The sequence below is a fragment of the Escherichia sp. E4930 genome, assembly GCF_005845405.1.
In the GTDB taxonomy this organism is placed as follows: domain Bacteria; phylum Pseudomonadota; class Gammaproteobacteria; order Enterobacterales; family Enterobacteriaceae; genus Escherichia.
Genome location: NZ_VCDZ01000003.1, coordinates 234,598 through 256,426 on the forward strand (window position 1 = coordinate 234,598; position 21,829 = coordinate 256,426).

Genomic DNA, 21,829 nt, shown 5'->3' on the forward strand with positions numbered 1-21,829 from the left:
AAAAACATTCTCCAAAACTAGAACGCAACTGATTGATTCTGATGAAATCCACAACATCGTTGCTTTAAACAATAAAGATATTAAAAAGTGCACTTATTTCATTGAATATAAAGGATTAATCATCTAATTCGCTCACCTTCTTATTCAGCAAACGAGAAGCACGCCAGTAAACCAGCAACATCAGGCCCATTACGATAGTCAGCGTAATGCTGGTGGCTGCACCAAACGGCCAGTCACGAATATTAAGGAACTGGACCTTGATGACGTTACCGATCAGCAGGTTTTTCGCACCGCCCATCAGGTCGGACACATAGAACAGGCCCATCGCTGGCAGCATCACCAGCAGACATCCGGCAATAATTCCCGGCATCGTCAGTGGAATAATGATGCGGATAAAAGTCTGTAACTTGCTGGCACCGAGATCGCGCGCCGCCTCAAGCAACGGCTTATCCAGTTTTTCGATACTGGAGTACAGCGGCATCACCATAAACGGCAGCAGAATGTAAACCAGACCGATAATCACCGCACTGGGCGTGAACATGATACGAATTGGTGTGTCGATAACGCCCAGCCAGAGCAAAAACTCGTTGAGATAGCCTTTGGTGCTGAGGAAAATTTTCAGCCCGTAGATGCGAATCAGTGAGTTGGTCCAGAAGGGAACAATCAGCAGAAAAAGTAGCAGCGGACGCACCTTGTGCGGCAGCTTCGCCAGAAACCAGGCAAACGGATAGCCCAGAACCAGGCAGGCGAGGGTGGCGATCAGCGCCATATTCAGCGAGTGCAATAGCACTTCAAAATAGAGCGGATCGAGCAGACGTGCGTAGTTTTCCAGCGTAAAGACCATTTTGACGAAACTGGCGTCGTCGCGGGTCAAAAAGCTGGTGCCAATGATCATCAGGTTGGGCAGAAAGACAAACAACACAAGCCAACCGACAATAGTGACAATCACTACATTCTGGAACTTACTTGTGTTCTTCATCAGCCAGTACGACCTCCCAGCTTTCTACCCAATTAATGGCCATTTTTTGGTCGAGAGAGTGGTCAAAGTCAGGATCGTCTTCATTGAAGAATTCGCTGACCATCACCATCTTGCCATTTTCCAGTTCAACAACCGACTCCAGCGTCATGCCTTTGTAGTTACGCTCGCGAACGTAACCAATCAGCCCTTCTGCGTGGTTGTCGTCGTTAATCTCTTCAACACGTAAGTCTTCCGGGCGCAGCAGAACATGCAGTTTTTGCCCCGGTTCAACGGCGAAGTTAACGTAGATATTACACTCGCGACCTTCAACGTTAGCCCGTACGCGCTGCTCGTCGAGTCGCTCGATCACCGTGGCGTTGAACATATTGATCTCGCCAATGAATCCGGCAACAAATAAATTCTTCGGCTCTTCGTAAATTTCGCGCGGTGTACCATCTTGCTCAATACGACCCTCGCGCATCACCACAATCCTGTCTGACATGGTGAGCGCTTCTTCCTGATCGTGAGTGACAAAGACGAAGGTAATACCAAGCTTACGCTGTAACGCTTTCAGCTCGTTCTGCATTTGCTTGCGAAGTTTGTAATCCAGCGCCGAGAGCGACTCATCAAGCAGCAGCAGGCGAGGCTTGTTAACCACCGCGCGGGCAATGGCGACGCGTTGCTGTTGACCGCCTGAGAGTTGATGAGGTTTGCGTTGAGCGAAGCTTTCCAGTTGCACCATCCGCAAAGCTTCCATCACGCGAGGCGTAATTTCAGCAGCAGGGGTTTTTTGCATACGCAAACCAAAGGCCACATTTTCGAATACGGTCATGTGGGGAAATAGCGCGTAGCTTTGGAAAACGGTGTTCACATAGCGGTTTTCCGCCGGAACGTGGGTGATGTCCTCGTTATCCAGCATGATGCGTCCAGAATCAACAGTTTCCAGACCCGCAATCAGGCGAAGAACGGTTGTTTTACCGCAGCCAGAAGGGCCAAGCAGCGTGAGGAACTCGCCATTGTTGATAGTCAGATCCAGCTGGGGAATGACCTCTTTACCATCAAAGCATTTGCGAATTCCCGCCAATTGCACCAGCGGTGAAAGCGAACTCGGTTGTTTATTCAATTTTTTACTCTGTCCCATGTAAACGCAACGGATGGCTTACCGAAGCGGGGTTTGTGGTTAACCACCTTGGTGACTCTTAAAGAGGGCCGTAATTCTACGGCAAACTACTTGGATCGCCAATCCTTGTTGTGAATTACTGGCTTAGCTTTATATTCATTAAGGTAATGTTGATAAATATTCCCGATTGCAGGGGTAAAAGTGACCTGACGCAATATTTGTCTTTTCCTGCTTCTTAATAATGTTGTCACGAAAAGTGAGGGTGACTACATGGATAAACTACTTGAGCGTTTTTTGAACTACGTGTCTCTCGATACCCAATCAAAAGCGGGGGTGAGACAAGTTCCCAGCACGGAAGGCCAGTGGAAATTATTGCATCTGCTGAAAGATCAGCTGGAAGAAATGGGTCTTATCAATGTGACCTTAAGTGAGAAAGGAACGTTGATGGCGACGCTACCGGCTAACGTTCCTGGCGATATTCCGGCGATTGGCTTTATTTCTCATGTGGATACCTCACCGGATTGCAGCGGTAAAAATGTGAACCCGCAGATTGTTGAAAACTATCGTGGCGGCGACATTGCGTTGGGCGTCGGCGACGAAGTCCTGTCACCGGTCATGTTCCCGGTACTGCATCAACTGCTGGGACAGACGCTGATCACCACTGACGGTAAAACATTGTTGGGTGCTGACGACAAAGCAGGTATTGCAGAAATCATGACCGCGCTGGCGGTATTGCAGCAGAAAAATATTCCGCATGGCGATATTCGTGTTGCCTTTACGCCAGATGAAGAAGTGGGTAAAGGGGCGAAACATTTTGATGTTGAAGCCTTTGATGCCCGCTGGGCTTACACCGTAGATGGTGGTGGCGTAGGTGAACTGGAGTTTGAAAACTTCAACGCTGCTTCGGTGAATATCAAAATCGTCGGCAACAATGTTCACCCAGGTACGGCAAAAGGTGTGATGGTGAATGCGCTGTCGCTGGCGGCACGCATTCATGCGGAAGTACCGGCAGATGAAAGCCCGGAAGCTACGGAAGGTTATGAAGGTTTCTATCACCTGACAAGCATGAAAGGCACTGTTGAGCGCGCCGATATGCACTACATCATCCGTGATTTCGACCGTAAACAGTTTGAAGCGCGTAAACGTAAAATGATGGAAATTGCCAAGAAGGTGGGCAAAGGGTTACACCCGGATTGCTACATTGAACTGGTGATTGAAGACAGTTACTACAACATGCGCGAGAAAGTCGTTGAGCATCCGCATATTCTTGATATTGCCCAGCAGGCGATGCGCGATTGCGATATTGAACCAGACCTGAAACCGATCCGTGGTGGTACTGACGGTGCGCAGTTGTCGTTTATGGGATTACCGTGTCCGAATCTGTTTACCGGCGGTTATAACTATCATGGCAAACATGAGTTTGTCACTCTGGAAGGAATGGAAAAAGCGGTGCAAGTGATTGTGCGTATTGCCGAGTTAACGGCGAAACGGAAGTAAGCGAAATTGGATGCGGCATATGATGCCGCATCCGGCTTCAATTCAAATTTACCCTTCGAAGAACCAATACCCGCTATTGACCAGCGCCGCGAGCATCGCGAGGAATGACGGATCTTCCAGTGCGTCGCCAAAATTCTCAGCGGTCAGTGCAATATTGCTGGCGAGTGCCTCCAGCGCCGGACGGTGCGGGGAATCAATTTTCTCACCATTGGCATAAACATCGTCGCCGATGCGCAATACGCGCAGACCACCCAGGCGCACCAGCACATCACCTTGTTTCAGCGCATCGTAGATTTCATCTGGCTGATAAGGCGGCTCCGGCGGCGCGATATCCAGTTCATGACGTGACTGGGATATAAACTCGCCAAACCACTGCTTAAAGTGTTCTGGCTGGTTGATCAACTCAAGCATCATCTCACGCAGTTTATCCATCTCCTGCGGCAGAACGTCTGCCGGATGATCGCGAGGTGGGACATCCGGATCGCTGTAGTAATTACCGCCCAGCTCACGTTGCAGCACGTAATCGGCAAATCCGCTGATCAGTTCCCGCGTATTCGGCGCACGAAAACCAACGGAATAGTTCATCGCATTTTCCAGCGCGTAGCCTTCGTGCGGGAACCCTGGCGGAATATAAAGAATATCGCCTGGCTCCAGCTCTTCATCAATAATCGCTTCAAACGGATCAACCTGTAACAGATCCGGGTGAGGGCAGTGCTGCCTCATGTGCAGTTTTTCACCTACCCGCCAGCGACGGCGACCTGTACCCTGAATAATAAACACATCGTACTGATCGAGATGCGGACCGACGCCGCCTCCAGGCACGGAAAACGAGATCATCAGGTCGTCAATGCGCCAGTCCGGTAATTCACGGAACGGACGCATCAGCGCGGCGGCCGGTTCATGCCAGTGATCAACCGCCTGGACCAGCAATGACCAGTTGGTTTCGCCCAGATGGTCATAGCTTTCGAATGGCCCGTGACTGACCTGCCATTTGCCATCCTGATGACTGACCAGCCGACTGTCGACTTCACTTTCCATCGCCAGGCCCGCCAGCTCGTCGGGAGAAATAGGATCAATAAAATTATTAAAGCCGCGTTTTAACACCACGGGACGTTTCTGCCAGTGGCGTTCAAGAAAATCGGGCCAATTAAGGGTGAGTTGGTATTCCATATTAAGCGTCCATAGGCGGGTATCTGCAACCGATTATAACGGATGCATACTGTAATGCGTGAACAAAGGACATATTTATTCATCTTTCGGCAAGGAATGCTGGCGACCAAAAATCACCTCCATTCGCGCACCGCCGAGCATGCTCTCTCCGGCGATGATTCTTCCGTCGTACTGTTCAGTAATTTCACGAGCGACCGCCAGCCCCACGCCTTGCCCGGGGCGTAAAGTATCAATACGCTGACCACGGTCGAAAATCACCTCACGCTTGCTTTGCGGGATCCCCGGTCCATCATCTTCGACCACGATATAGAGATGTTTGTCAGTTTGCCTTGCGGAGATTTCGACAAACTCGAGGCAATACTTACAGGCGTTATCCAGTACATTGCCCATTACCTCAACAAAATCGTTCTGCTCGCCGACAAAGCTAATTTCTGGCGAGATATCGAGGGAAATATTGACGCCTTTACGCTGATAAACTTTATTCAGTGCCGATGTGAGATTGTCCAACAACGGGGCCACTGGATGTAGTTCGCGGCTAAGTAATGTCCCGCCACGCATACTGGCTCGGTGTAGGTAGTAACCAATTTGTTGCGAGATACGGCTAATTTGTTCCAGCATCACCGGTTCCGCCTCACTGACGTTCATCTTTTCACTTCGCAAAGAACGTAGCGTACTTTGTAGCACCGCCAGAGGCGTTTTCAGGCTGTGAGTCAGGTCAGTGAGCGTAGTGCGGTATTTGTCGTAACGCTCACGCTCGCTTTTTAAAAGTCGGTTCAGGTTACCCACCAGGCTGGTCAGTTCTCTCGTCGTTGTAGGGTTGAGCAGTTCACGGTGGTGTTCTTCCAGTTCGCGGACTTCTCGCGCCAGGGCTTCAATAGGGCGTAAGCTCCACCAGGCGGCGATCCACAGTAACGGGATCACTAACAACAGGTTGGCCAGGAGTACATAGAGAAACCAGCTCCATACCGTATAGGAACTTTTAAGCTCTACGGGAATGGTATCGACCACCACAATGGTGAGTTTTGGCATTCGCGCCGTTGCCGGATAGACATTAACGGCTACCGAGTGGGTCATTTCTGCATCGTCGTCGTCTTCCCGAACTTCCTGCAACTGCTGCTGAATAGAGAGATCGTTACTCAGTAGCAGGCTGGTATCGTTCACGTCAGCCTCTATTTCGTGAAAACCATTGGATTTCAGCCAGTCAGGCTGGATCATTTTCATCAGCCAGGGAACGTCACGCTGCGCCCACAATAGTTTGCCGTTCTCGTCATAAATCAGAGACATCGTGGGACTTTGCTTGTCGATATTTTCCGGCAGTTCAACATGTAGCTTATTGTTTTCCCATTTCGCCAGTGTATAGAATAAATTGCTCTCGCCGCGTAACAGACGAAACGTCGTTTTATCGAAACTAACGCTATAACCGATCAGGGCAACCATACCGTAGGAAAGTGAAAGCACCAGTACTACCGCGGCCGTCGCCAACAGAAAACGTACCCGCAGCGAGAGCGGGAAAAAAACACGCAGTAATTTTTTCATCAGCGCAATTCGAAAAGATAACCCTGGCCGCGAACGGTGGTAATCACCTCGTGCGGGTATTGCGCCTGAATTTTTTTGCGCAGCCTGCCCATCAGAACATCAATGGTATGACTTTCCCGCAGTTCGGCATCCGGGTAGAGCTGTAACATCAATGAATCTTTACTGACCACTTTGCCGTTGTTACGGATCAAGGTTTCCATAATGGTGTATTCAAATGCGGTCAGTTTGATGACTTCGTCACTAATGGATAATTCGCGACGGGAGAGATCAACCTGAAACGGCGGCAGCGAAATAACCTGTGAAGCCAGGCCGCTATTACGCCGCATTAATGCCTGCATTCGTGCCATCACTTCTTCAATATGAAAGGGTTTAGTCACGTAATCGTCAGCACCGGCGCTTAATACTTCAACTTTGTCCTGCCAGCTTTCACGGGCGGTTAAAACCAGAATTGGCAGTGAAACATCATTACTACGCCAGCGACGGATCAGCGACAAACCATCTTCGTCAGGCAAACCGAGATCGACAATCGCAATATCCGGTAAATGTTCGTTGAGATAATAATCGGCTTCTTTGGCATCTTCTGCGTCATCGACCTGATGACCAGCGTCCTGAATCTGAACTTTAAGATGGTGACGTAACAACGCATTGTCTTCGACAACCAGTACGCGCATTTTTATTTCTCCCTGTCTTAATTATAAAAATAGTGTAACGCGATTATGTGGTTGTGGGGGTAAACATTAAATAAACCAGTGGGGAAGGGAGGTGTAAATAGAAAAGCGGATTATCTTAATAAACAGGCCGGACGGTATCACCATCCGGCACTGATTCGAGGCTTATTTCAGCTCATCAACCATAGTGATGGCACGACCAATATAGTTAGCCGGGGTCATCGCTTTCAGGCGTGCTTTTTCTTCTTCTGGCAGCGCCAGACCGTCGATAAATTGCTTCATGCCTTCGGCGTCAACGCGTTTACCGCGAGTCAGCTCTTTCAGCTTCTCGTATGGCTTCTCAATCCCGTAACGGCGCATTACCGTCTGGATCGGTTCTGCCAACACTTCCCAGTTGTGATCCAGTTCATCCAGCAGATGATCACGGTTCACTTCCAGTTTGCTCACGCCTTTCAGGGTGGACTGGTAAGCAATCAGCGCATAACCGATACCCACGCCAAGATTACGCAGCACGGTGGAGTCGGTCAGGTCACGCTGCCAGCGGGAAACAGGCAGTTTACTTGCCAGGTGCTGCAACACCGCGTTGGAAAGCCCCAGGTTCCCTTCGGAGTTTTCGAAGTCGATCGGGTTAACTTTATGCGGCATGGTGGAAGAACCAATCTCACCAGCAATGGTTTTCTGTTTGAAGTGGTTAAGGGCGATATAACCCCAGACGTCGCGGTCAAAGTCGATCAGAATGGTGTTAAAGCGCGCAACGCAATCAAACAGCTCGGCGATGTAGTCGTGCGGTTCGATTTGGGTAGTGTACGGGTTCCACTGAATACCCAGCGAGGTGACGAACTCTTCGCTGAACTGATGCCAGTCAACTTCCGGGTAAGCGGCGATGTGGGCGTTATAGTTACCGACCGCACCGTTGATTTTGCCGAGGATCTCCACCTGGTTAAGCTGGCGGTACTGGCGCTCCATACGGTAGGCGACGTTTGCCATCTCTTTACCGATGGTTGACGGCGTGGCTGGCTGACCGTGGGTACGGGACAGCAGCGGGATATCGCGATACTGAACGGCGAGATCTTTAATGCCGTCAATCAGTTGACGCCAGTATGGCAGGATCACTTCATCACGCGCAGTTTTCAGCATCAACGCGTGGGAGAGGTTATTGATATCTTCCGAAGTACAGGCAAAGTGAATGAATTCAGAAACCGCGTGCAGTTCCGGGATCTCCGCCACTTTTTCTTTCAGGAAATACTCAACCGCTTTAACGTCGTGGTTAGTGGTACGCTCGATGGTTTTGATTCGCAATGCATCTTCTTCACTGAAATTAGCGACGATTGCATCAAGGTAACCGATTGCGTCGGCAGCAAAAGCAGGAACTTCCTTGATCGCTGCGTGCGCGGCCAGTTTTTGCAGCCAACGTACTTCAACTTGTACACGGAATTTCAGCAAACCGTATTCGCTGAAAATCCCGCGCAGCGCGCTGACTTTATCGCCGTAGCGTCCATCGACAGGGGAAACGGCGGTCAGTGAGGATAATTCCATAGATCACAACTCCGGGGTTAAATGAGCAAGAATTTGTTTTGCCTGAGTGGTCAGGCGATTACGAGAAAACATCAGTTGCAGACGTCCGCCGCCGACCTGGTGCCAGAGCACGGCGGCGCGAATGCCTGCCAGCAGGGTTGCGCGAACTTTCGCCTGCACCTGTGGGCTTTGCAGTACGGCAGGGGAGCCGGTGACCTGAATGCGCGGGCCAAGCGGGCTTATCACATCAACATAGATGGCGGCCATCGCGCTCATCAGCGTTTCGGACTGTAAATCGAAGTGTTCGAGCTGGCGTTGCAGGCCGTTGATCCGGTTGCCCAGAGTATCGAGCGCACCTTTCGCTGAGGAAAGTTTGCGCTCAAGCACCATCAGGCTTAGCGTGTAGCGGGTTAGCTCAGCGTTTAAGCCCTGACGACTGCTGGCATTGAGCACGCCGAGCAGGGTTTCCAGCCCGACGCGCAGGTTGGCTTCGCTACCGCCAAAAACCGCCAGCGTCGAGCTGGGGTTCATATCAATAATACTGTTGAGTGAGACGTGTAGCGCATCGGCATCACAATGCCCCTGGTGAGCGAGTTGTTGCACCAGGCGTGCCGACTGACAAATACCGGCCAGGGCGAGGGTGATGTCATAGTAATTCTTTGCCACGTTCACTGCTTCCTTGTTGTAATTAAAGACAATAATCAGACCGGCAGCGGTAGACGCTGCTCAATGATACCGCCACCGAGGCACACTTCACCGTTATAGAAGACGGCAGACTGGCCCGGCGTCACGGCGGCAACGGGCTCATCGAAAATCACTTCAATGCGATCGTCGTCCAGCGCCTTGACGGTGCACGGAATGTCGGTCTGGCGATAGCGGGTTTTTACCGTGCAACGCATAGTGCCGGTGAACGGTTCGCGATCGACCCAGTGTAGCTGCTGGGCAATCAGACCGACAGACATCAGACGCGGGTGTTCATGGCCCTGCGCAACAATCAGAATGTTGTTTTCGACGTCTTTATCGACCACATACCACGGTTCTTCGGTGCCTTCTTTGGTGCCACCGATACCCAGACCTTTACGCTGACCGAGGGTGTGATACATCAACCCCTGGTGCTCACCAATTTCATCGCCGTCAACAGTAATGATTTTGCCCGGTTGCGCCGGGAGATAACGGCCCAGGAACTCGCGGAATTTACGTTCGCCAATGAAGCAAATGCCGGTAGAGTCTTTTTTCTTCGCGGTGACCAGACCGAGATCTTCAGCAATCTTACGCACCTGCGGTTTTTCCAGTTCGCCGACCGGGAACAGGCTTTGCGCAATCTGCTCATGGCCGAGCGTATAAAGGAAGTAGCTCTGGTCTTTATTGCTGTCCAGACCACGCAGCAGGCGGCTCTTGCCATCGACATCTGCCCGACGCACGTAATGACCGGTAGCGATATAATCGGCACCTAAATCTTCGGCGGCAAATTCGAGGAAGGCTTTAAATTTGATCTCTTTGTTGCACAGAATATCCGGATTCGGCGTGCGACCGGCTTTATATTCAGCAAGGAACAGTTCGAAGACGTTGTCCCAGTACTCGGCAGCAAAGTTAACGGTGTGCAGTTCAATGCCGAGCTTATCGCAGACCGCCTGGGCATCAGCCAGATCCGCTGCCGCTGTGCAATATTCCTCACCGTCGTCTTCTTCCCAGTTCTTCATAAACAGGCCTTCGACCTGATATCCCTGTTGTTGCAACAGCCAGGCAGAAACGGAGGAATCGACACCGCCGGACATGCCGACGATCACTTTTTTTGCGGTTTCAGACATTGGATTACTCACGACATTGAACTTCAAGGCGGCGTATTCTATCACGCAGCCTTTTAGATGACACCCTTTGTAAAAGGCCAGTTAAAATCGCCAATCATCTCCAGCGGATAGCGTTGCCCGCTTTGATAACAACGAATACTTTCCGCCACCAGCGGCGAACGAAGATTTGACGCCTGTAAAATTTCTTCGGCGCTGACCCAACGGCAGCAGTCGATATCGCTGTCATGAGGCTGGGTCGGGCATATTTGCTCAAGCTCGATGGCAAACAGGAAACGCAAAAATGGCGTTTTATCTGGCGCAATCCACTGATGCATACGAATAAAGTGTTGCGGCTGCGCGCTGATGCCGGTTTCTTCCCACAGCTCACGGGCGGCGGCTTCCACTAAGGTTTCATCCGCTTCCAAATGCCCCGCCGGTTGGTTCCATAACGCTTTACCATTAATCGTCTCTTCAACGACTAAAAATTTGCCTTCTGCGTGCACCACGCAAGCAACGGTAACGTGCGGTTTAAACATTTTGCATCCTTAATCTGTCACTTCTCGCCATTCGCCATTAGCAAGATTATCCAAAGTGTAATCCCCCATCGCATAGCGAATCAGTCGCAGCGTGGGGAAACCAACATGGGCGGTCATGCGGCGCACCTGGCGATTACGTCCTTCATATAAGGTGATCTTCAGCCAGCTGGTGGGAATACTTTTGCGTTCACGAATTGGTGGATTCCGCGGCCATAACCACGCTGGTTCTTCAACCAGCTCCACGCCTGCGGGCAGGGTAGGGCCATCATTTAAGGTTACGCCATTGCGCAAGGCTTCAAGTGCGTCTTGCGTAGGAATACCTTCCACCTGCACATAATAGATTTTTCCGGTGCGTTTGCCCGGCTGGGTTAAACGCGCCTGCAACGCACCATTATTGGTCAGCACCAGTAACCCTTCGCTATCGCGGTCAAGACGACCTGCTGCATAAACGCCCTGAACCGGGATGAATTCTTTTAATGTTTTGCGCCCGGCTTCATCGGTGAACTGTGGCAGGACATCGTAAGGTTTATTGAACAGGATCACACGCGTGGGCTGGTTTTCTGGCTTGCGTTTGTTAGTGCGTTGCGAGCTGAATCGCTTAACCTGGTGATTTCTAAAAGAAGTTTTTTGCATGGTATTTTCAGAGATTATGAATTGCCGCATTATAGCCTAATAACGCGCATCTTTCATGACGGCAAACAATAGGGTAGTATTGACAAGCCAATTACAAATCATTAACAAAAAATTGCTCTAAAGCATCCGTATCGCAGGACGCAAACGCATATGCAACGTGGTGGCAGACGAGCAAACCAGTAGCGCTCGAAGGAGAGGTGAATGGAAAGTAAAGTAGTTGTTCCGGCACAAGGCAAGAAGATCACCCTGCAAAACGGCAAACTCAACGTTCCTGAAAATCCGATTATCCCTTACATTGAAGGTGATGGAATCGGTGTAGATGTAACCCCAGCCATGCTGAAAGTGGTCGACGCTGCGGTCGAGAAAGCCTATAAAGGCGAGCGTAAAATCTCCTGGATGGAAATTTACACCGGTGAAAAATCCACACAGGTTTATGGTCAGGATGTCTGGCTGCCTGCTGAAACCCTTGATCTGATTCGTGAATATCGCGTTGCCATTAAAGGCCCGCTGACCACTCCGGTTGGGGGCGGTATTCGTTCTCTCAACGTTGCCCTGCGCCAGGAACTGGATCTTTACATCTGCCTGCGTCCGGTACGTTACTATCAGGGCACCCCAAGCCCGGTTAAACACCCTGAACTGACCGATATGGTTATCTTCCGTGAAAACTCGGAAGACATTTATGCAGGTATCGAATGGAAAGCAGACTCTGCCGACGCTGAGAAAGTAATTAAATTCCTGCGTGAAGAGATGGGCGTGAAGAAAATTCGCTTCCCGGAACATTGCGGTATCGGTATTAAGCCGTGTTCGGAAGAAGGCACCAAACGTCTGGTTCGTGCCGCGATCGAATACGCAATTGCTAACGATCGTGACTCTGTGACCCTGGTGCACAAAGGCAACATCATGAAGTTCACCGAAGGCGCGTTTAAAGACTGGGGCTACCAGCTGGCGCGTGAAGAGTTTGGCGGTGAACTGATCGACGGCGGCCCGTGGCTGAAAGTTAAAAACCCGAATACCGGCAAAGAGATCGTCATTAAAGACGTGATTGCTGACGCCTTCCTGCAACAGATCCTGCTGCGTCCGGCTGAATATGATGTTATCGCCTGTATGAACCTGAACGGTGACTACATTTCTGACGCCCTGGCAGCGCAGGTTGGCGGTATCGGTATCGCCCCTGGCGCAAACATCGGTGACGAATGCGCCCTGTTTGAAGCTACCCACGGTACTGCGCCGAAGTATGCCGGTCAGGACAAAGTTAACCCAGGCTCTATCATCCTTTCCGCTGAGATGATGCTGCGCCATATGGGCTGGACTGAAGCCGCAGACCTGATTGTTAAAGGTATGGAAGGCGCAATCAACGCGAAGACCGTAACCTATGACTTCGAACGTCTGATGGAAGGCGCTAAGCTGCTGAAATGTTCAGAGTTTGGTGATGCGATCATCAAGAATATGTAATTCGGTAATTTATTAAATCCAATAACGGGAGCGTTACGCTCCCGTTATTTTTGTCAGGATGCTAACGGTTATCAAAATAAGTTATCAAAACCCCCAGGTAGTTGGGGGATGGTCAGATGGTTGTTCTACTGCCAGGTTCCAATTCTGTGCCAGAATCGGACGTCGCAATCGCAACAACGACGAATCCGTTAGTCCACAATAAAGAGTTTTGCTCCTGTCTCCGTTCTGGACTGATGTGGCTCTGCGTTATCACCAACCTGATAACTCATCCCCGCAGTTAAAGTGAATTTGCGGCCATCTGCGAGCTGTGTTTCGAGTTCTCCCTCTATGCATAAAAGGATATGACCTTTACTGCACCAATGATCCGCCAGGTAACCTGGGGTATATTCAACCATTCGCACACGGATTTGGTTCGGCTTGTGACCAAAAAATTGTGTGCGCCAGTAGGCCATGCCTGTTTCCCCGGGATGTTCTGTTTTTTCGACTTCACCCCAGTTGGTGGTGCCAAAAGCAAATGCTTCGATATTCATTTTATGGCCTTTCGTTGTTAAGAAAGAGTGCTTGAGCTCAGGTTGGAATGAATTAACATTAACATAAGAAAAAATAATTTATATATCAACACATTATTTTTTGCCTTAGGTATTATTATAGCGTTTCAATAATTAAGAGCAAAAAGCTAAAACTAAATCCGAAAAATAATCTGGTAACATTATTTAAATAATGGAGAATTAAACTGTCGCTATACATTTATCTTATTTCTAATTCTCATAGACGAAATTTTCCATGTTATGATATAATATGACGAAAATCGCAGGTTATCAACCTGTTATTGATGTAAATAAATTTCGAGGAGATTATTCCAGTGGGACGTAAATGGGCCAATATCGTAGCTAAAAAAACGGCTAAAGACGGGGCAACGTCTAAAGTATATGCAAAATTCGGTGTGGAAATCTATGCTGCGGCTAAACAAGGTGAACCAGACCCAGAATTAAACACTTCTTTAAAGTTCGTTATTGAACGCGCGAAGCAGGCGCAAGTTCCAAAACACGTTATTGATAAAGCTATTGATAAAGCCAAAGGTGGCGGAGACGAAACGTTCGTACAAGGACGTTATGAAGGCTTTGGACCCAATGGTTCAATGATTATCGCTGAAACGTTGACTTCAAACGTTAACCGTACGATTGCTAACGTTCGTACAATTTTCAATAAAAAAGGCGGTAACATTGGCGCGGCAGGTTCTGTCAGCTATATGTTTGACAATACTGGCGTGATTGTATTTAAAGGAACTGACCCTGACCGTATTTTTGAAATTTTGCTTGAAGCTGAAGTGGATGTCCGTGATGTGACCGAAGAAGAAGGAAACATCGTTATTTATACTGAGCCTACAGACCTTCACAAAGGAATTGCAGCTCTAAAAGCAGCTGGAATTACTGAGTTCTCAACAACAGAATTAGAAATGATTGCGCAATCAGAAGTTGAGCTTTCACCAGAAGATTTAGAAATCTTTGAAGGACTTATTGATGCCCTCGAAGATGACGACGATGTTCAAAAAGTATATCATAACGTTGCAAATCTCTAATTATAAATAAAAGAAATCTGTCTTTATGGCAGATTTCTTATTCTTAAAGAATGTTAAAAAACATATAAAAAGACTCTCATCTAAAAAATAAGACTAATCGAAATTACTGATTGTAACTATCTCATGATTAACGGCAAAGGATCATCCGATGGGGGGTAATTGCGCGAAAAACGTAATGGTTTACAGTCGAAATATCAGAATGTAATGCCTGTTAATTGTTACGTAAAATATCAAGAATGATCATCAAGAATTGAATTTTTAAAATGGCAGTTTTCACCAAAATGTTGCCCGGTACCAGGAACATATGGCATTGTATTCTTGATACTCGGGCAATGGGCATGTTACATCAGAATATAATCATGGATACGCAGTTTTATAGCGCCCATTAAAAATGAAAAGTGCTTTTTAAATTGGAGGCAGCCCATATTTTGCGCGGGCGCGATTACATGCCTCATTAATCTTCCCATCCTCGCCAGACATGGCGAATTCTCGACATGTCGATGAGCGATTCTTATATATGGTGCAACATGCGTTTTTTCCAGGCGTTCCTGCCAGGGCGACACAACGTGGATCCTTCTGGTTAGTACCGCTCATACATCGGTGGTAAGGGGATATTTGCTCAGTAAGATGAGCCGGGATAGTGCCGCCTGCATCATCTGCTTCGGCCCAGTAAAAAGAGACGCGGAAAAATGCACAACAGGCACCACACGCCAGGCATGGATTCAGATTGCTCATAATTCACCAGTACTACTATATACATCACAATACATCATAACAAAAAATGCAGACACGCCCTGTAAAGATGCGTGTCTGTGACCGGCTGGCGAATTTTCTATAGTCAACTACTGAATGATCACCAGCTGTTATTAATTTTACATATCCACTGAGATATAACCAGACAGTCAAAATATAAACAAAGTAAATTAATCTTTACAATTTGTAACTGCAGAGTTTCGGAAGGGAGTGCTTTATGGAATCAGAGTCTACATTATCTTGTTAGCATAGGGTGATTTTATAAACATAGTGGATATTGCGATTGTTTTAATTCTGGTTGATTAAAGGGACTCATCAGAGAATGTTATTTCTCTGATGTTCAAAAATATGAGCAAGTTCAGGTTATAATATTATGTATTTATATTACGGTTGTCTCATCGTTCACTTTGATTATTGTGTTAATGGTAAAAACGTTATGATTCAATTCAATAGTGCATTTGACTTCGAGCATACCAGAACACGTCTTCTTAAGGCGGTATCAGATAATGGTCTGGTTTTATTTGGCGAGTTTGACCACGCAAAAGCTGCCCGTAATGCAGGGCTTGTAATGCCGCCAACGACTGTTCTGGTATTTGGTAATCCTGAAAAGGGAACGCCTTTGATGTTGGAACATCCAGACCTCGCTCTGGATTTACCTTTCAGGGTACTCCTTCGCCAGTTACTCGGAGGTCAGGTCAACGTTAGATTTCACTCGGCAGAAGAATTGAAATGTTATGGACTTGACTCAACGGCGATACAAACGTTGAAAAAGCTGGAATTGCTGGTACAGAAATACATTCAACCTATTGATTAACATATGCATAAAGGCGAAAGTTAAAGCTAAACAGAAACGTGCTCAACCTGTATTTTTGTTCCCGAATTATTACCCCATGACTCTTGTCTGCTTAAAGACCCATTGATCAGCGCGAACATTAGTTTTTCATCAGTCATTGAAAGACTTGCGGCATGTTGGGCAAAATTTCATCTGATGCGTGGATATTTCTGATTCTCTCGACCATGCTCTCTGTAGACGCCAGATTGAGCGAATGAATGTCAACCCCCTCTATTAACCTGTTGTCAGGGACACGCAGATGCGCAATACACTTATCCCTATCCTCGCTGCGGTTTGCCTGTTTATTACCGGCGTCTCTATTTTGAACATCCAGCTCTGGTATTCCGCAAAAGCGGAGAGCCTGGCAGGGGCGAGATATGCCACAAACAATATCAATTATATACTTGAGGAAGCGTCACAGGCGACTCAAACGGCACAGGAAATAGCCAGAAAAGGGTGTGATCTGGATGAACAATATCAACTAGGTACAGAAGCAGCGCTCAAGCCACATCTGCGTACGATCATCATTCTCAAACAAGATGCGGTCTGGTGTACTTCATTGCCGGGGAACCGCGTACTGCTATCACGTATACCCGTGATTCCTGAAAGCAATTTACTGCTAGCTCCGGCAATCGATACTGTTAATAAAATGCCCATTTTGCTTTATCAGAATCAGTTCGCAGATACCCGAGTTTTGGTGACTATTAGCGATCAACATATTCGTGGCGCGCTCAATGTGCCGTTGAAGGGGGCGAAATATACTTTACTCGTTGGCGGTAGCATTATTGGCCCGTCGGGAGATGTGACAGCTCTCAATGGTAAAAATCATTTTTCTGGGCGAGTCAGTTCCACAAAATATCATTTCAGTATTATTTATAACCAGCCGCCTCTATTTAGCTTTAGCAGACTTATCGATAAAGGTCTGGGGATTTTGATATTCATTTTGTTAATTTCCTGCGCCGTTGCCTTCCTGCTTGATAAATATTTCAACAAAAGCGCGACACCGGAAGAGATCCTGCGGCGGGCAATACATAACGGTGAAATTGTGCCTTTTTATCAACCAGTGGTAAATGGGCGGGAAGGGACGTTACGCGGCGTGGAAGTCCTTGCCCGCTGGAAACAACCTCGGGGAGGATATATCTCTCCTGCGGCTTTCATTCCTCTTGCTGAAAAATCAGGGTTGATAGTTCCGCTCACCCAAAGTTTGATGAGCCAGGTCGCCAAACAAATGAATGCGATCGAAAGTAAACTGCCAGAAGGTTTTCACGTTGGGATAAATTTCAGCGCCTCGCATATTATTTCGCCGACATTTGTTGAAGAATGCCTGAAATACAAGGACAGCTTCACGCGCCGTGATTTGAATCTCGTGCTTGAAGTCACTGAGCGTGAGCCTTTGCATGTTGATGAAAGTCTGGTCCAGCGACTAAACATTTTGCATGAAAATGGTTTTGTCATCGCACTGGATGATTTTGGTACTGGATACTCGGGGCTTTCTTATCTCCATGATCTACATATTGATTATATTAAGATTGATCACAGCTTTGTCGGGCGGGTCAACGCAGATCCCGATTCCACCCGGATCCTGGACTGCGTGCTGGATCTGGCGCGCAAACTTTCTATCAGTATTGTTGCTGAAGGTGTTGAGACGAAGGAGCAGCTCGATTACCTGAACCAAAACAACATCACGTTCCAACAGGGATACTATTTCTATAAACCGGTGACATATATTGAGCTGGTCAAAATTATTCTCTCAAAACCGAAGGTGAAAGTGGTGGTTGAGTGAAAAACGATCGCTTGAGCGTGAGGTGACGTAATTATAGACAGCTAATTAGCTCGTTTCGTCTTGTTACTATTGTTCATTATTTTGTTTGCTATAATTGTCTGAAATTTTTGACAGGATTACCATCAGTAGCATGAACAAGAGTAATAATCTGGATTATTTTACTTTATATATCATTTTCTCCATTGCATTTATGCTAATCACTTTCCTGGTTATCCTTTTTGCCAAACCCAGCACCTGGTTGGGAGAAGTGCTTGTTACTATAAATTTGCTAAATGCGTTGGTTTGGTTGGCGATCAATGTGGTTAATCGGTTAAGAGGAAAACTCGTTAGCCATAGGGATCAGTCTTAATCCTTCTGTGATCACTGTCAGAAAACGGCTAAATGAGTTGCTGGCAGTGCGCGTAATCTGGGGGAAATTAAACCTGGCGTAAATGGCAATCTGAATCCAGCGGCCAGCGTCTGGGGAAATGTTGGCGTTCAACTCGGTGATAATGGCTACAATGACACCGCAGTGATGGTGGGATTTAAATATAAGTTCTGATTCCTTCGCCTGCTAAAAAAACGCGCCGAATCAATCGGCGCGGTACTGCATTAATGATTATTTTTTGCCAATGGCACGCATGGTGTCATCAATGGCGGTAATTAACAGCATTTGCGGATCTTTAGCACAAACCTGGTTCAGTTTTTCTACCACTTTGGCACTGAGTTCCGGAGATTGCTCGATTTTTAAATCACGGCTCGTAACGCTGGCGTTACCCATTACAGCCACAATTTCTGCAACCTGTGCGCTGTCAGTTTTTGCCATTTCGTTAGCTTCAGCACAAGTAATATAGGTTTCTGCCGGCAAACCGTTCTTAATATTGTAGTCCTGCGCCCAGCTCATTGGTGCGAAAACAAACAGACCAGCCAGTAATGCAAATTTTTTCATCATCATTCCTTATTTCATTTTACCCAGAATGGCACCACCTGTGCCGCCAATTACAGCACCTTTAATCGCGCCTTCCAGACCATTGCCGGTCAACACGCCAGTGACTGCACCAACGGCAGCACCCACTTTCGCACCTTTGCGGGCATTTTTACCGTCACGACCTTTTTCAGTTACTGCACCAACACCAGCGCCCACAGCAGCGCCTTTCAGCACACCATTAACGCCATTGCCAGTCAGTAAACCTACGCCTGCACCTAACAGCGCACCTTTCGTGGTGCGATTCATATCCGCCATTGCTGGTGCGGAGCAGAACAATGCTGAGATAAGCCCGAAGGCGAGTATTTTTTTCTTCAACTTAGATGTCCGGTATTAAGTAAGTTGCACACACAATAATTTCGTCTTTAATTAATATTCACTTAACTAAAGAACGCTCGCTATTATTCAGATAATTCAAAATGAGCGCGAATGGTATAATAGTAATTGTGTTTTATGCTTGAATGGGAATAATCTTAAATAAGGATTAACTCATTGATTTGAAATATTTTCTTCAAGAAATGTCATCAGGTGTTAACATGATATTGTAAAGGTTAGGCGATCTGAAATATCAATATTGTTGTGTGATTTAAATGTAAAAAATATTTATCAAAAAAGGCAAGGTAAGTAATTTCGCTCTGATGGCAATAGTGTGAATTACCGGCGATTTGAGCTGACAATAGAAGGGGGAGAACAAAATTTAGACCAAATGCAACCTGACAGATACCAGTATAAACAACCGGTAACTGTCAGATCAGGTTTGAGCTAATACAGCTTATTTTAGCTCTTCTGCTTCTGGTAAGGTCACGTTAAGCTCAAGAATGGAAATATCGCCATCCTTTTGCTCGAGCTGTACGGTTACCATCTCGGGATCAATTTGTACGTATTTACAAATGACATCAAGAATATCTTTACGCAACTGCGGCAGATAGTGTGGTTCTGCATCGCTGCGACGACGTTCAGCAACAATAATCTGCAGCCGTTCTTTTGCAATGTTGGCCGTGTTTTTCTTCCGTGAGAGAAAGAAATCGAGTAATGCCATAACTTATCCTCCGAACAAGCGTTTGAGGAAGCCTTTCTTCTCTTCTTCAATGAAGCGGAAAGGGCGTTCTTCACCCAACAGGCGTTCTACGGTATCTGCGTAGGCTTTACCCGCATCGGCATTGATGTCGAGAATGACCGGTTCACCCTGGTTAGAGGCGCGCAATACGGATTGATCCTCTGGGATCACACCGACGAGTTTGATGCGCAGGATTTCCAGCACGTCTTCCATACTCAGCATGTCTCCTCTGTGCACGCGACCAGGGTTATAGCGCGTTAACAACAGGTGCTCTTTAATGGGTTCTTCGCCGTTTTCTGCGCGACGTGATTTCGACGCCAGAATACCTAAAATACGGTCAGAGTCACGAACTGATGAGACTTCCGGGTTCGTGGTAATAATGGCTTCATCAGCGAAATAAAGAGCCATTAATGCACCGGTTTCAATACCCGCCGGTGAGTCACAAACGATAAACTCAAAGTCCATCGCTTTTAGGTCATCAAGAACTTTGGCCACCCCTTCGCGGGTGAGGGCATCTTTATCGCGAGTTTGCGATGCCGGGAGAATGTAGAGGTTATCAGTACGCTTATCCTTAATTAGCGCCTGATTTAGCGTTGCATCGCCCTGAATGACGTTGACGAAATCGTACACGACCCGACGCTCACAACCCATAATCAGGTCGAGGTTACGCAAGCCGATATCAAAATCGATCACGACAGTTTTCTTTCCCTTCTGGGCCAAACCAGTGGCGATGGCCGCGCTGGAGGTGGTCTTTCCAACGCCCCCTTTCCCCGAAGTAACAACAATAATGCGTGCCATAAAAATTCCTTGTTAAAAAGGGATCAATTTAACGATTGAACGGTCAAAGCGTTTTCGACTAATTGCAGCCGTGCCGCTTTGCCATAAAATTCTACTGGGATTTTATCACTCAGCCAGTATTCACCAGCAATAGATACTAGTTCGGCCATCAGGTTAGTACAAAATATTTGCGCTTCCCGGTCACCACTTGCTCCCGCCAGCGCACGACCGCGCATCATGCCATAGACATGAATGTTACCATCCGCGATCAATTCTGCTCCTGCACTTACATTACTTGTAACAATCAAATCACATTGTGGAGCATAAATGCGCTGACCGGAACGCACAGGCGTATCTATTAAACGTGTTTTTGTGTCCGGGATCGTATTTTGCGCTGGTGCCTGGGGAACGGGAGCTGAACGTGGCGCTTTTTCCTTTCCTTCAGTCAGGATTGGTAGCCCCATCTTTTCTATTTCAGCTTTCAATTTCGCATTTTTACAACCGCTGACGCCAATTATCCGCAAGCCAGTTGCTGAGATAGCTTTGTGCATTGCTGACCAGTTGACCCGTTCTTCGAGGCCACTGACATTGAGTACGACGGGGGCATGCTTTAAAAATGCGGGGGCCTGAGCGATTTTGTCTTCCAGCGCTTGATGAATAATCTTAGGCTCTGCCTCATGCAGATGAACCACTGATAAGGTGAAGTTGCTACCTTTAAGCTCGATTGGCGTGTTTGACATCCTGGCCTTACTCAATTAGCTAATTATCATCATCAGCGAGCGATGATATTACGAAGACTATCAGGCATGTTATAGTCTGGATTATATTGAGGCAAGTCACCCCCACATTTATTCAGAGTAAAATTATGTTTTGTGTGATCTATCGAAGTAGCAAACGTGACCAGACCTATTTATATGTCGAAAAAAAAGACGATTTTTCGCGTGTTCCAGAGGAGCTGATGAAAGGGTTTGGCCAACCTCAACTCGCGATGATTCTGCCATTGGATGGGCGGAAAAAACTGGTAAATGCCGATATTGAGAAAGTTAAACAGGCATTAGCCGAGCAAGGTTATTATCTCCAGTTACCACCACCACCTGAAGATTTGCTTAAACAACATCTTTCTGTGATGGCGAAAAATACAGACAGTACTGACAAATAACCGATATCCGGCGGTGGCATCATATTCGTTGGAGCGGGTTTTAAGAACCACGA

General features: G+C 47.5%; 24 protein-coding genes and 1 pseudogene. 8 read left to right on the forward strand and 17 right to left on the reverse strand.

The genetic code is table 11. The features are described 5' to 3' along the window. Positions 1-115: 115 nt before the first annotated feature. Both potB and potA read right to left on the reverse strand, forming a co-directional pair. Positions 116-979: a spermidine/putrescine ABC transporter permease PotB gene (potB, locus tag FFT88_RS04525; RefSeq protein WP_135404256.1), complete on the reverse strand. Its 864-nt coding sequence runs from the start codon at positions 977-979 to the stop codon at positions 116-118. Then, positions 963-2,099: a spermidine/putrescine ABC transporter ATP-binding protein PotA gene (gene potA, locus FFT88_RS04530; RefSeq protein ID WP_130205581.1), complete on the reverse strand. Its 1,137-nt coding sequence runs from the start codon at positions 2,097-2,099 to the stop codon at positions 963-965. Before potA ends, potB begins: the two co-directional genes overlap by 17 nt. Before the next feature lie 249 nt (positions 2,100-2,348). Here potA and pepT point away from each other — a divergent pair, with 249 nt between their 5' ends. Continuing rightward, positions 2,349-3,575, forward strand: a complete 1,227-nt coding sequence (gene pepT, locus FFT88_RS04535; RefSeq protein ID WP_130205583.1) for a peptidase T — start codon at positions 2,349-2,351, stop codon at positions 3,573-3,575. 48 nt (positions 3,576-3,623) lie between these two features. Here the strand turns inward: pepT and roxA are convergent, their stop codons facing one another. The 8 genes from roxA to rluE form a co-directional block, all read right to left on the reverse strand. Then, positions 3,624-4,745 (reverse strand): [50S ribosomal protein L16]-arginine 3-hydroxylase, encoded by a 1,122-nt coding sequence (gene roxA / locus FFT88_RS04540; protein ID WP_130205585.1) that lies wholly within the window; start codon positions 4,743-4,745, stop codon positions 3,624-3,626. A gap of 75 nt (positions 4,746-4,820) precedes the next feature. Continuing rightward, positions 4,821-6,281: a two-component system sensor histidine kinase PhoQ gene (gene phoQ / locus FFT88_RS04545; protein WP_135404257.1), complete on the reverse strand. Its 1,461-nt coding sequence runs from the start codon at positions 6,279-6,281 to the stop codon at positions 4,821-4,823. Continuing rightward, entirely contained in the window at positions 6,281-6,952 is a 672-nt protein-coding gene (gene phoP / locus FFT88_RS04550) for a two-component system response regulator PhoP (protein WP_130205589.1), read from the reverse strand. Before phoP ends, phoQ begins: the two co-directional genes overlap by 1 nt. Positions 6,953-7,114: 162 nt before the next feature. Further along, positions 7,115-8,485, reverse strand: coding sequence for an adenylosuccinate lyase (purB, locus tag FFT88_RS04555; protein WP_135404258.1), 1,371 nt, complete (start codon positions 8,483-8,485; stop codon positions 7,115-7,117). A 3-nt stretch (positions 8,486-8,488) separates the two neighbouring features. Further along, on the reverse strand, positions 8,489-9,130 hold the full coding sequence (gene hflD / locus FFT88_RS04560) for a high frequency lysogenization protein HflD (RefSeq protein ID WP_001297479.1): 642 nt from the start codon (positions 9,128-9,130) through the stop codon (positions 8,489-8,491). A gap of 35 nt (positions 9,131-9,165) precedes the next feature. Beyond that, positions 9,166-10,272 carry a tRNA 2-thiouridine(34) synthase MnmA gene (mnmA, locus tag FFT88_RS04565; RefSeq protein WP_130222859.1) on the reverse strand — a complete coding sequence of 369 codons (1,107 nt, stop codon included), beginning with the start codon at positions 10,270-10,272 and terminating at the stop codon, positions 9,166-9,168. 53 nt (positions 10,273-10,325) lie between these two features. Continuing rightward, the gene (gene nudJ, locus FFT88_RS04570) at positions 10,326-10,787 is read right to left on the reverse strand and encodes a phosphatase NudJ (protein WP_000476093.1); all 462 of its coding nucleotides are present in this window, start codon (positions 10,785-10,787) and stop codon (positions 10,326-10,328) included. Between the two features lie 9 nt (positions 10,788-10,796). Next, on the reverse strand, positions 10,797-11,450 hold the full coding sequence (gene rluE / locus FFT88_RS04575) for a 23S rRNA pseudouridine(2457) synthase RluE (RefSeq protein WP_135404259.1): 654 nt from the start codon (positions 11,448-11,450) through the stop codon (positions 10,797-10,799). A 171-nt stretch (positions 11,451-11,621) separates the two neighbouring features. Here rluE and icd point away from each other — a divergent pair, with 171 nt between their 5' ends. Next, complete coding sequence (gene icd, locus FFT88_RS04580) at positions 11,622-12,872, forward strand: NADP-dependent isocitrate dehydrogenase (protein ID WP_000444487.1); 1,251 nt, start codon at positions 11,622-11,624, stop codon at positions 12,870-12,872. 188 nt (positions 12,873-13,060) lie between these two features. Here icd and FFT88_RS04585 read toward each other — a convergent pair whose 3' ends face one another. Continuing rightward, complete coding sequence (locus FFT88_RS04585) at positions 13,061-13,402, reverse strand: DHCW motif cupin fold protein (protein ID WP_130222855.1); 342 nt, start codon at positions 13,400-13,402, stop codon at positions 13,061-13,063. A 332-nt stretch (positions 13,403-13,734) separates the two neighbouring features. Here FFT88_RS04585 and FFT88_RS04590 point away from each other — a divergent pair, with 332 nt between their 5' ends. Then, positions 13,735-14,451 carry a YebC/PmpR family DNA-binding transcriptional regulator gene (locus FFT88_RS04590; protein WP_130205599.1) on the forward strand — a complete coding sequence of 239 codons (717 nt, stop codon included), beginning with the start codon at positions 13,735-13,737 and terminating at the stop codon, positions 14,449-14,451. Positions 14,452-14,856: 405 nt separating this feature from the next. Here the strand turns inward: FFT88_RS04590 and FFT88_RS04595 are convergent, their stop codons facing one another. Further along, a complete protein-coding gene (locus FFT88_RS04595; protein WP_130205601.1) occupies positions 14,857-15,186 on the reverse strand; it encodes a YkgJ family cysteine cluster protein in 330 nt (109 codons plus the stop codon). A gap of 454 nt (positions 15,187-15,640) precedes the next feature. Between FFT88_RS04595 and FFT88_RS04600 the strand changes: the two genes are divergently transcribed. From FFT88_RS04600 to FFT88_RS04615, 4 genes and pseudogenes are all read left to right on the forward strand, one after another. Continuing rightward, positions 15,641-16,018, forward strand: a complete 378-nt coding sequence (locus tag FFT88_RS04600; RefSeq protein ID WP_135404260.1) for a DUF302 domain-containing protein — start codon at positions 15,641-15,643, stop codon at positions 16,016-16,018. A 277-nt stretch (positions 16,019-16,295) separates the two neighbouring features. Further along, on the forward strand, positions 16,296-17,819 hold the full coding sequence (locus FFT88_RS04605) for a cyclic diguanylate phosphodiesterase (protein ID WP_135404261.1): 1,524 nt from the start codon (positions 16,296-16,298) through the stop codon (positions 17,817-17,819). A gap of 130 nt (positions 17,820-17,949) precedes the next feature. Continuing rightward, on the forward strand, positions 17,950-18,168 hold the full coding sequence (gene ymgF / locus FFT88_RS04610) for a cell division-associated protein YmgF (protein WP_135404262.1): 219 nt from the start codon (positions 17,950-17,952) through the stop codon (positions 18,166-18,168). A gap of 48 nt (positions 18,169-18,216) precedes the next feature. Further along, positions 18,217-18,360: pseudogene (locus tag FFT88_RS04615) on the forward strand (autotransporter outer membrane beta-barrel domain-containing protein); the annotation flags it as partial. 57 nt (positions 18,361-18,417) lie between these two features. Here FFT88_RS04615 and FFT88_RS04620 read toward each other — a convergent pair. From FFT88_RS04620 to minC, 5 genes are all read right to left on the reverse strand, one after another. Further along, complete coding sequence (locus tag FFT88_RS04620; RefSeq protein WP_074399524.1) at positions 18,418-18,753, reverse strand: YmgD family protein; 336 nt, start codon at positions 18,751-18,753, stop codon at positions 18,418-18,420. Positions 18,754-18,756: 3 nt separating this feature from the next. Further along, on the reverse strand, positions 18,757-19,101 hold the full coding sequence (locus FFT88_RS04625; protein WP_064528662.1) for a YMGG-like glycine zipper-containing protein: 345 nt from the start codon (positions 19,099-19,101) through the stop codon (positions 18,757-18,759). Positions 19,102-19,555: 454 nt separating this feature from the next. Beyond that, a complete protein-coding gene (minE, locus tag FFT88_RS04630) occupies positions 19,556-19,822 on the reverse strand; it encodes a cell division topological specificity factor MinE (RefSeq protein ID WP_001185664.1) in 267 nt (88 codons plus the stop codon). Positions 19,823-19,825: 3 nt separating this feature from the next. Next, positions 19,826-20,638: a septum site-determining protein MinD gene (gene minD, locus FFT88_RS04635; RefSeq protein ID WP_064528664.1), complete on the reverse strand. Its 813-nt coding sequence runs from the start codon at positions 20,636-20,638 to the stop codon at positions 19,826-19,828. A 23-nt stretch (positions 20,639-20,661) separates the two neighbouring features. After that, a complete protein-coding gene (gene minC, locus FFT88_RS04640) occupies positions 20,662-21,357 on the reverse strand; it encodes a septum site-determining protein MinC (RefSeq protein ID WP_130215951.1) in 696 nt (231 codons plus the stop codon). Between the two features lie 125 nt (positions 21,358-21,482). Between minC and FFT88_RS04645 the strand changes: the two genes are divergently transcribed. Next, on the forward strand, positions 21,483-21,776 hold the full coding sequence (locus tag FFT88_RS04645) for a YcgL domain-containing protein (RefSeq protein WP_130205736.1): 294 nt from the start codon (positions 21,483-21,485) through the stop codon (positions 21,774-21,776). Positions 21,777-21,829 lie beyond the last annotated feature (53 nt).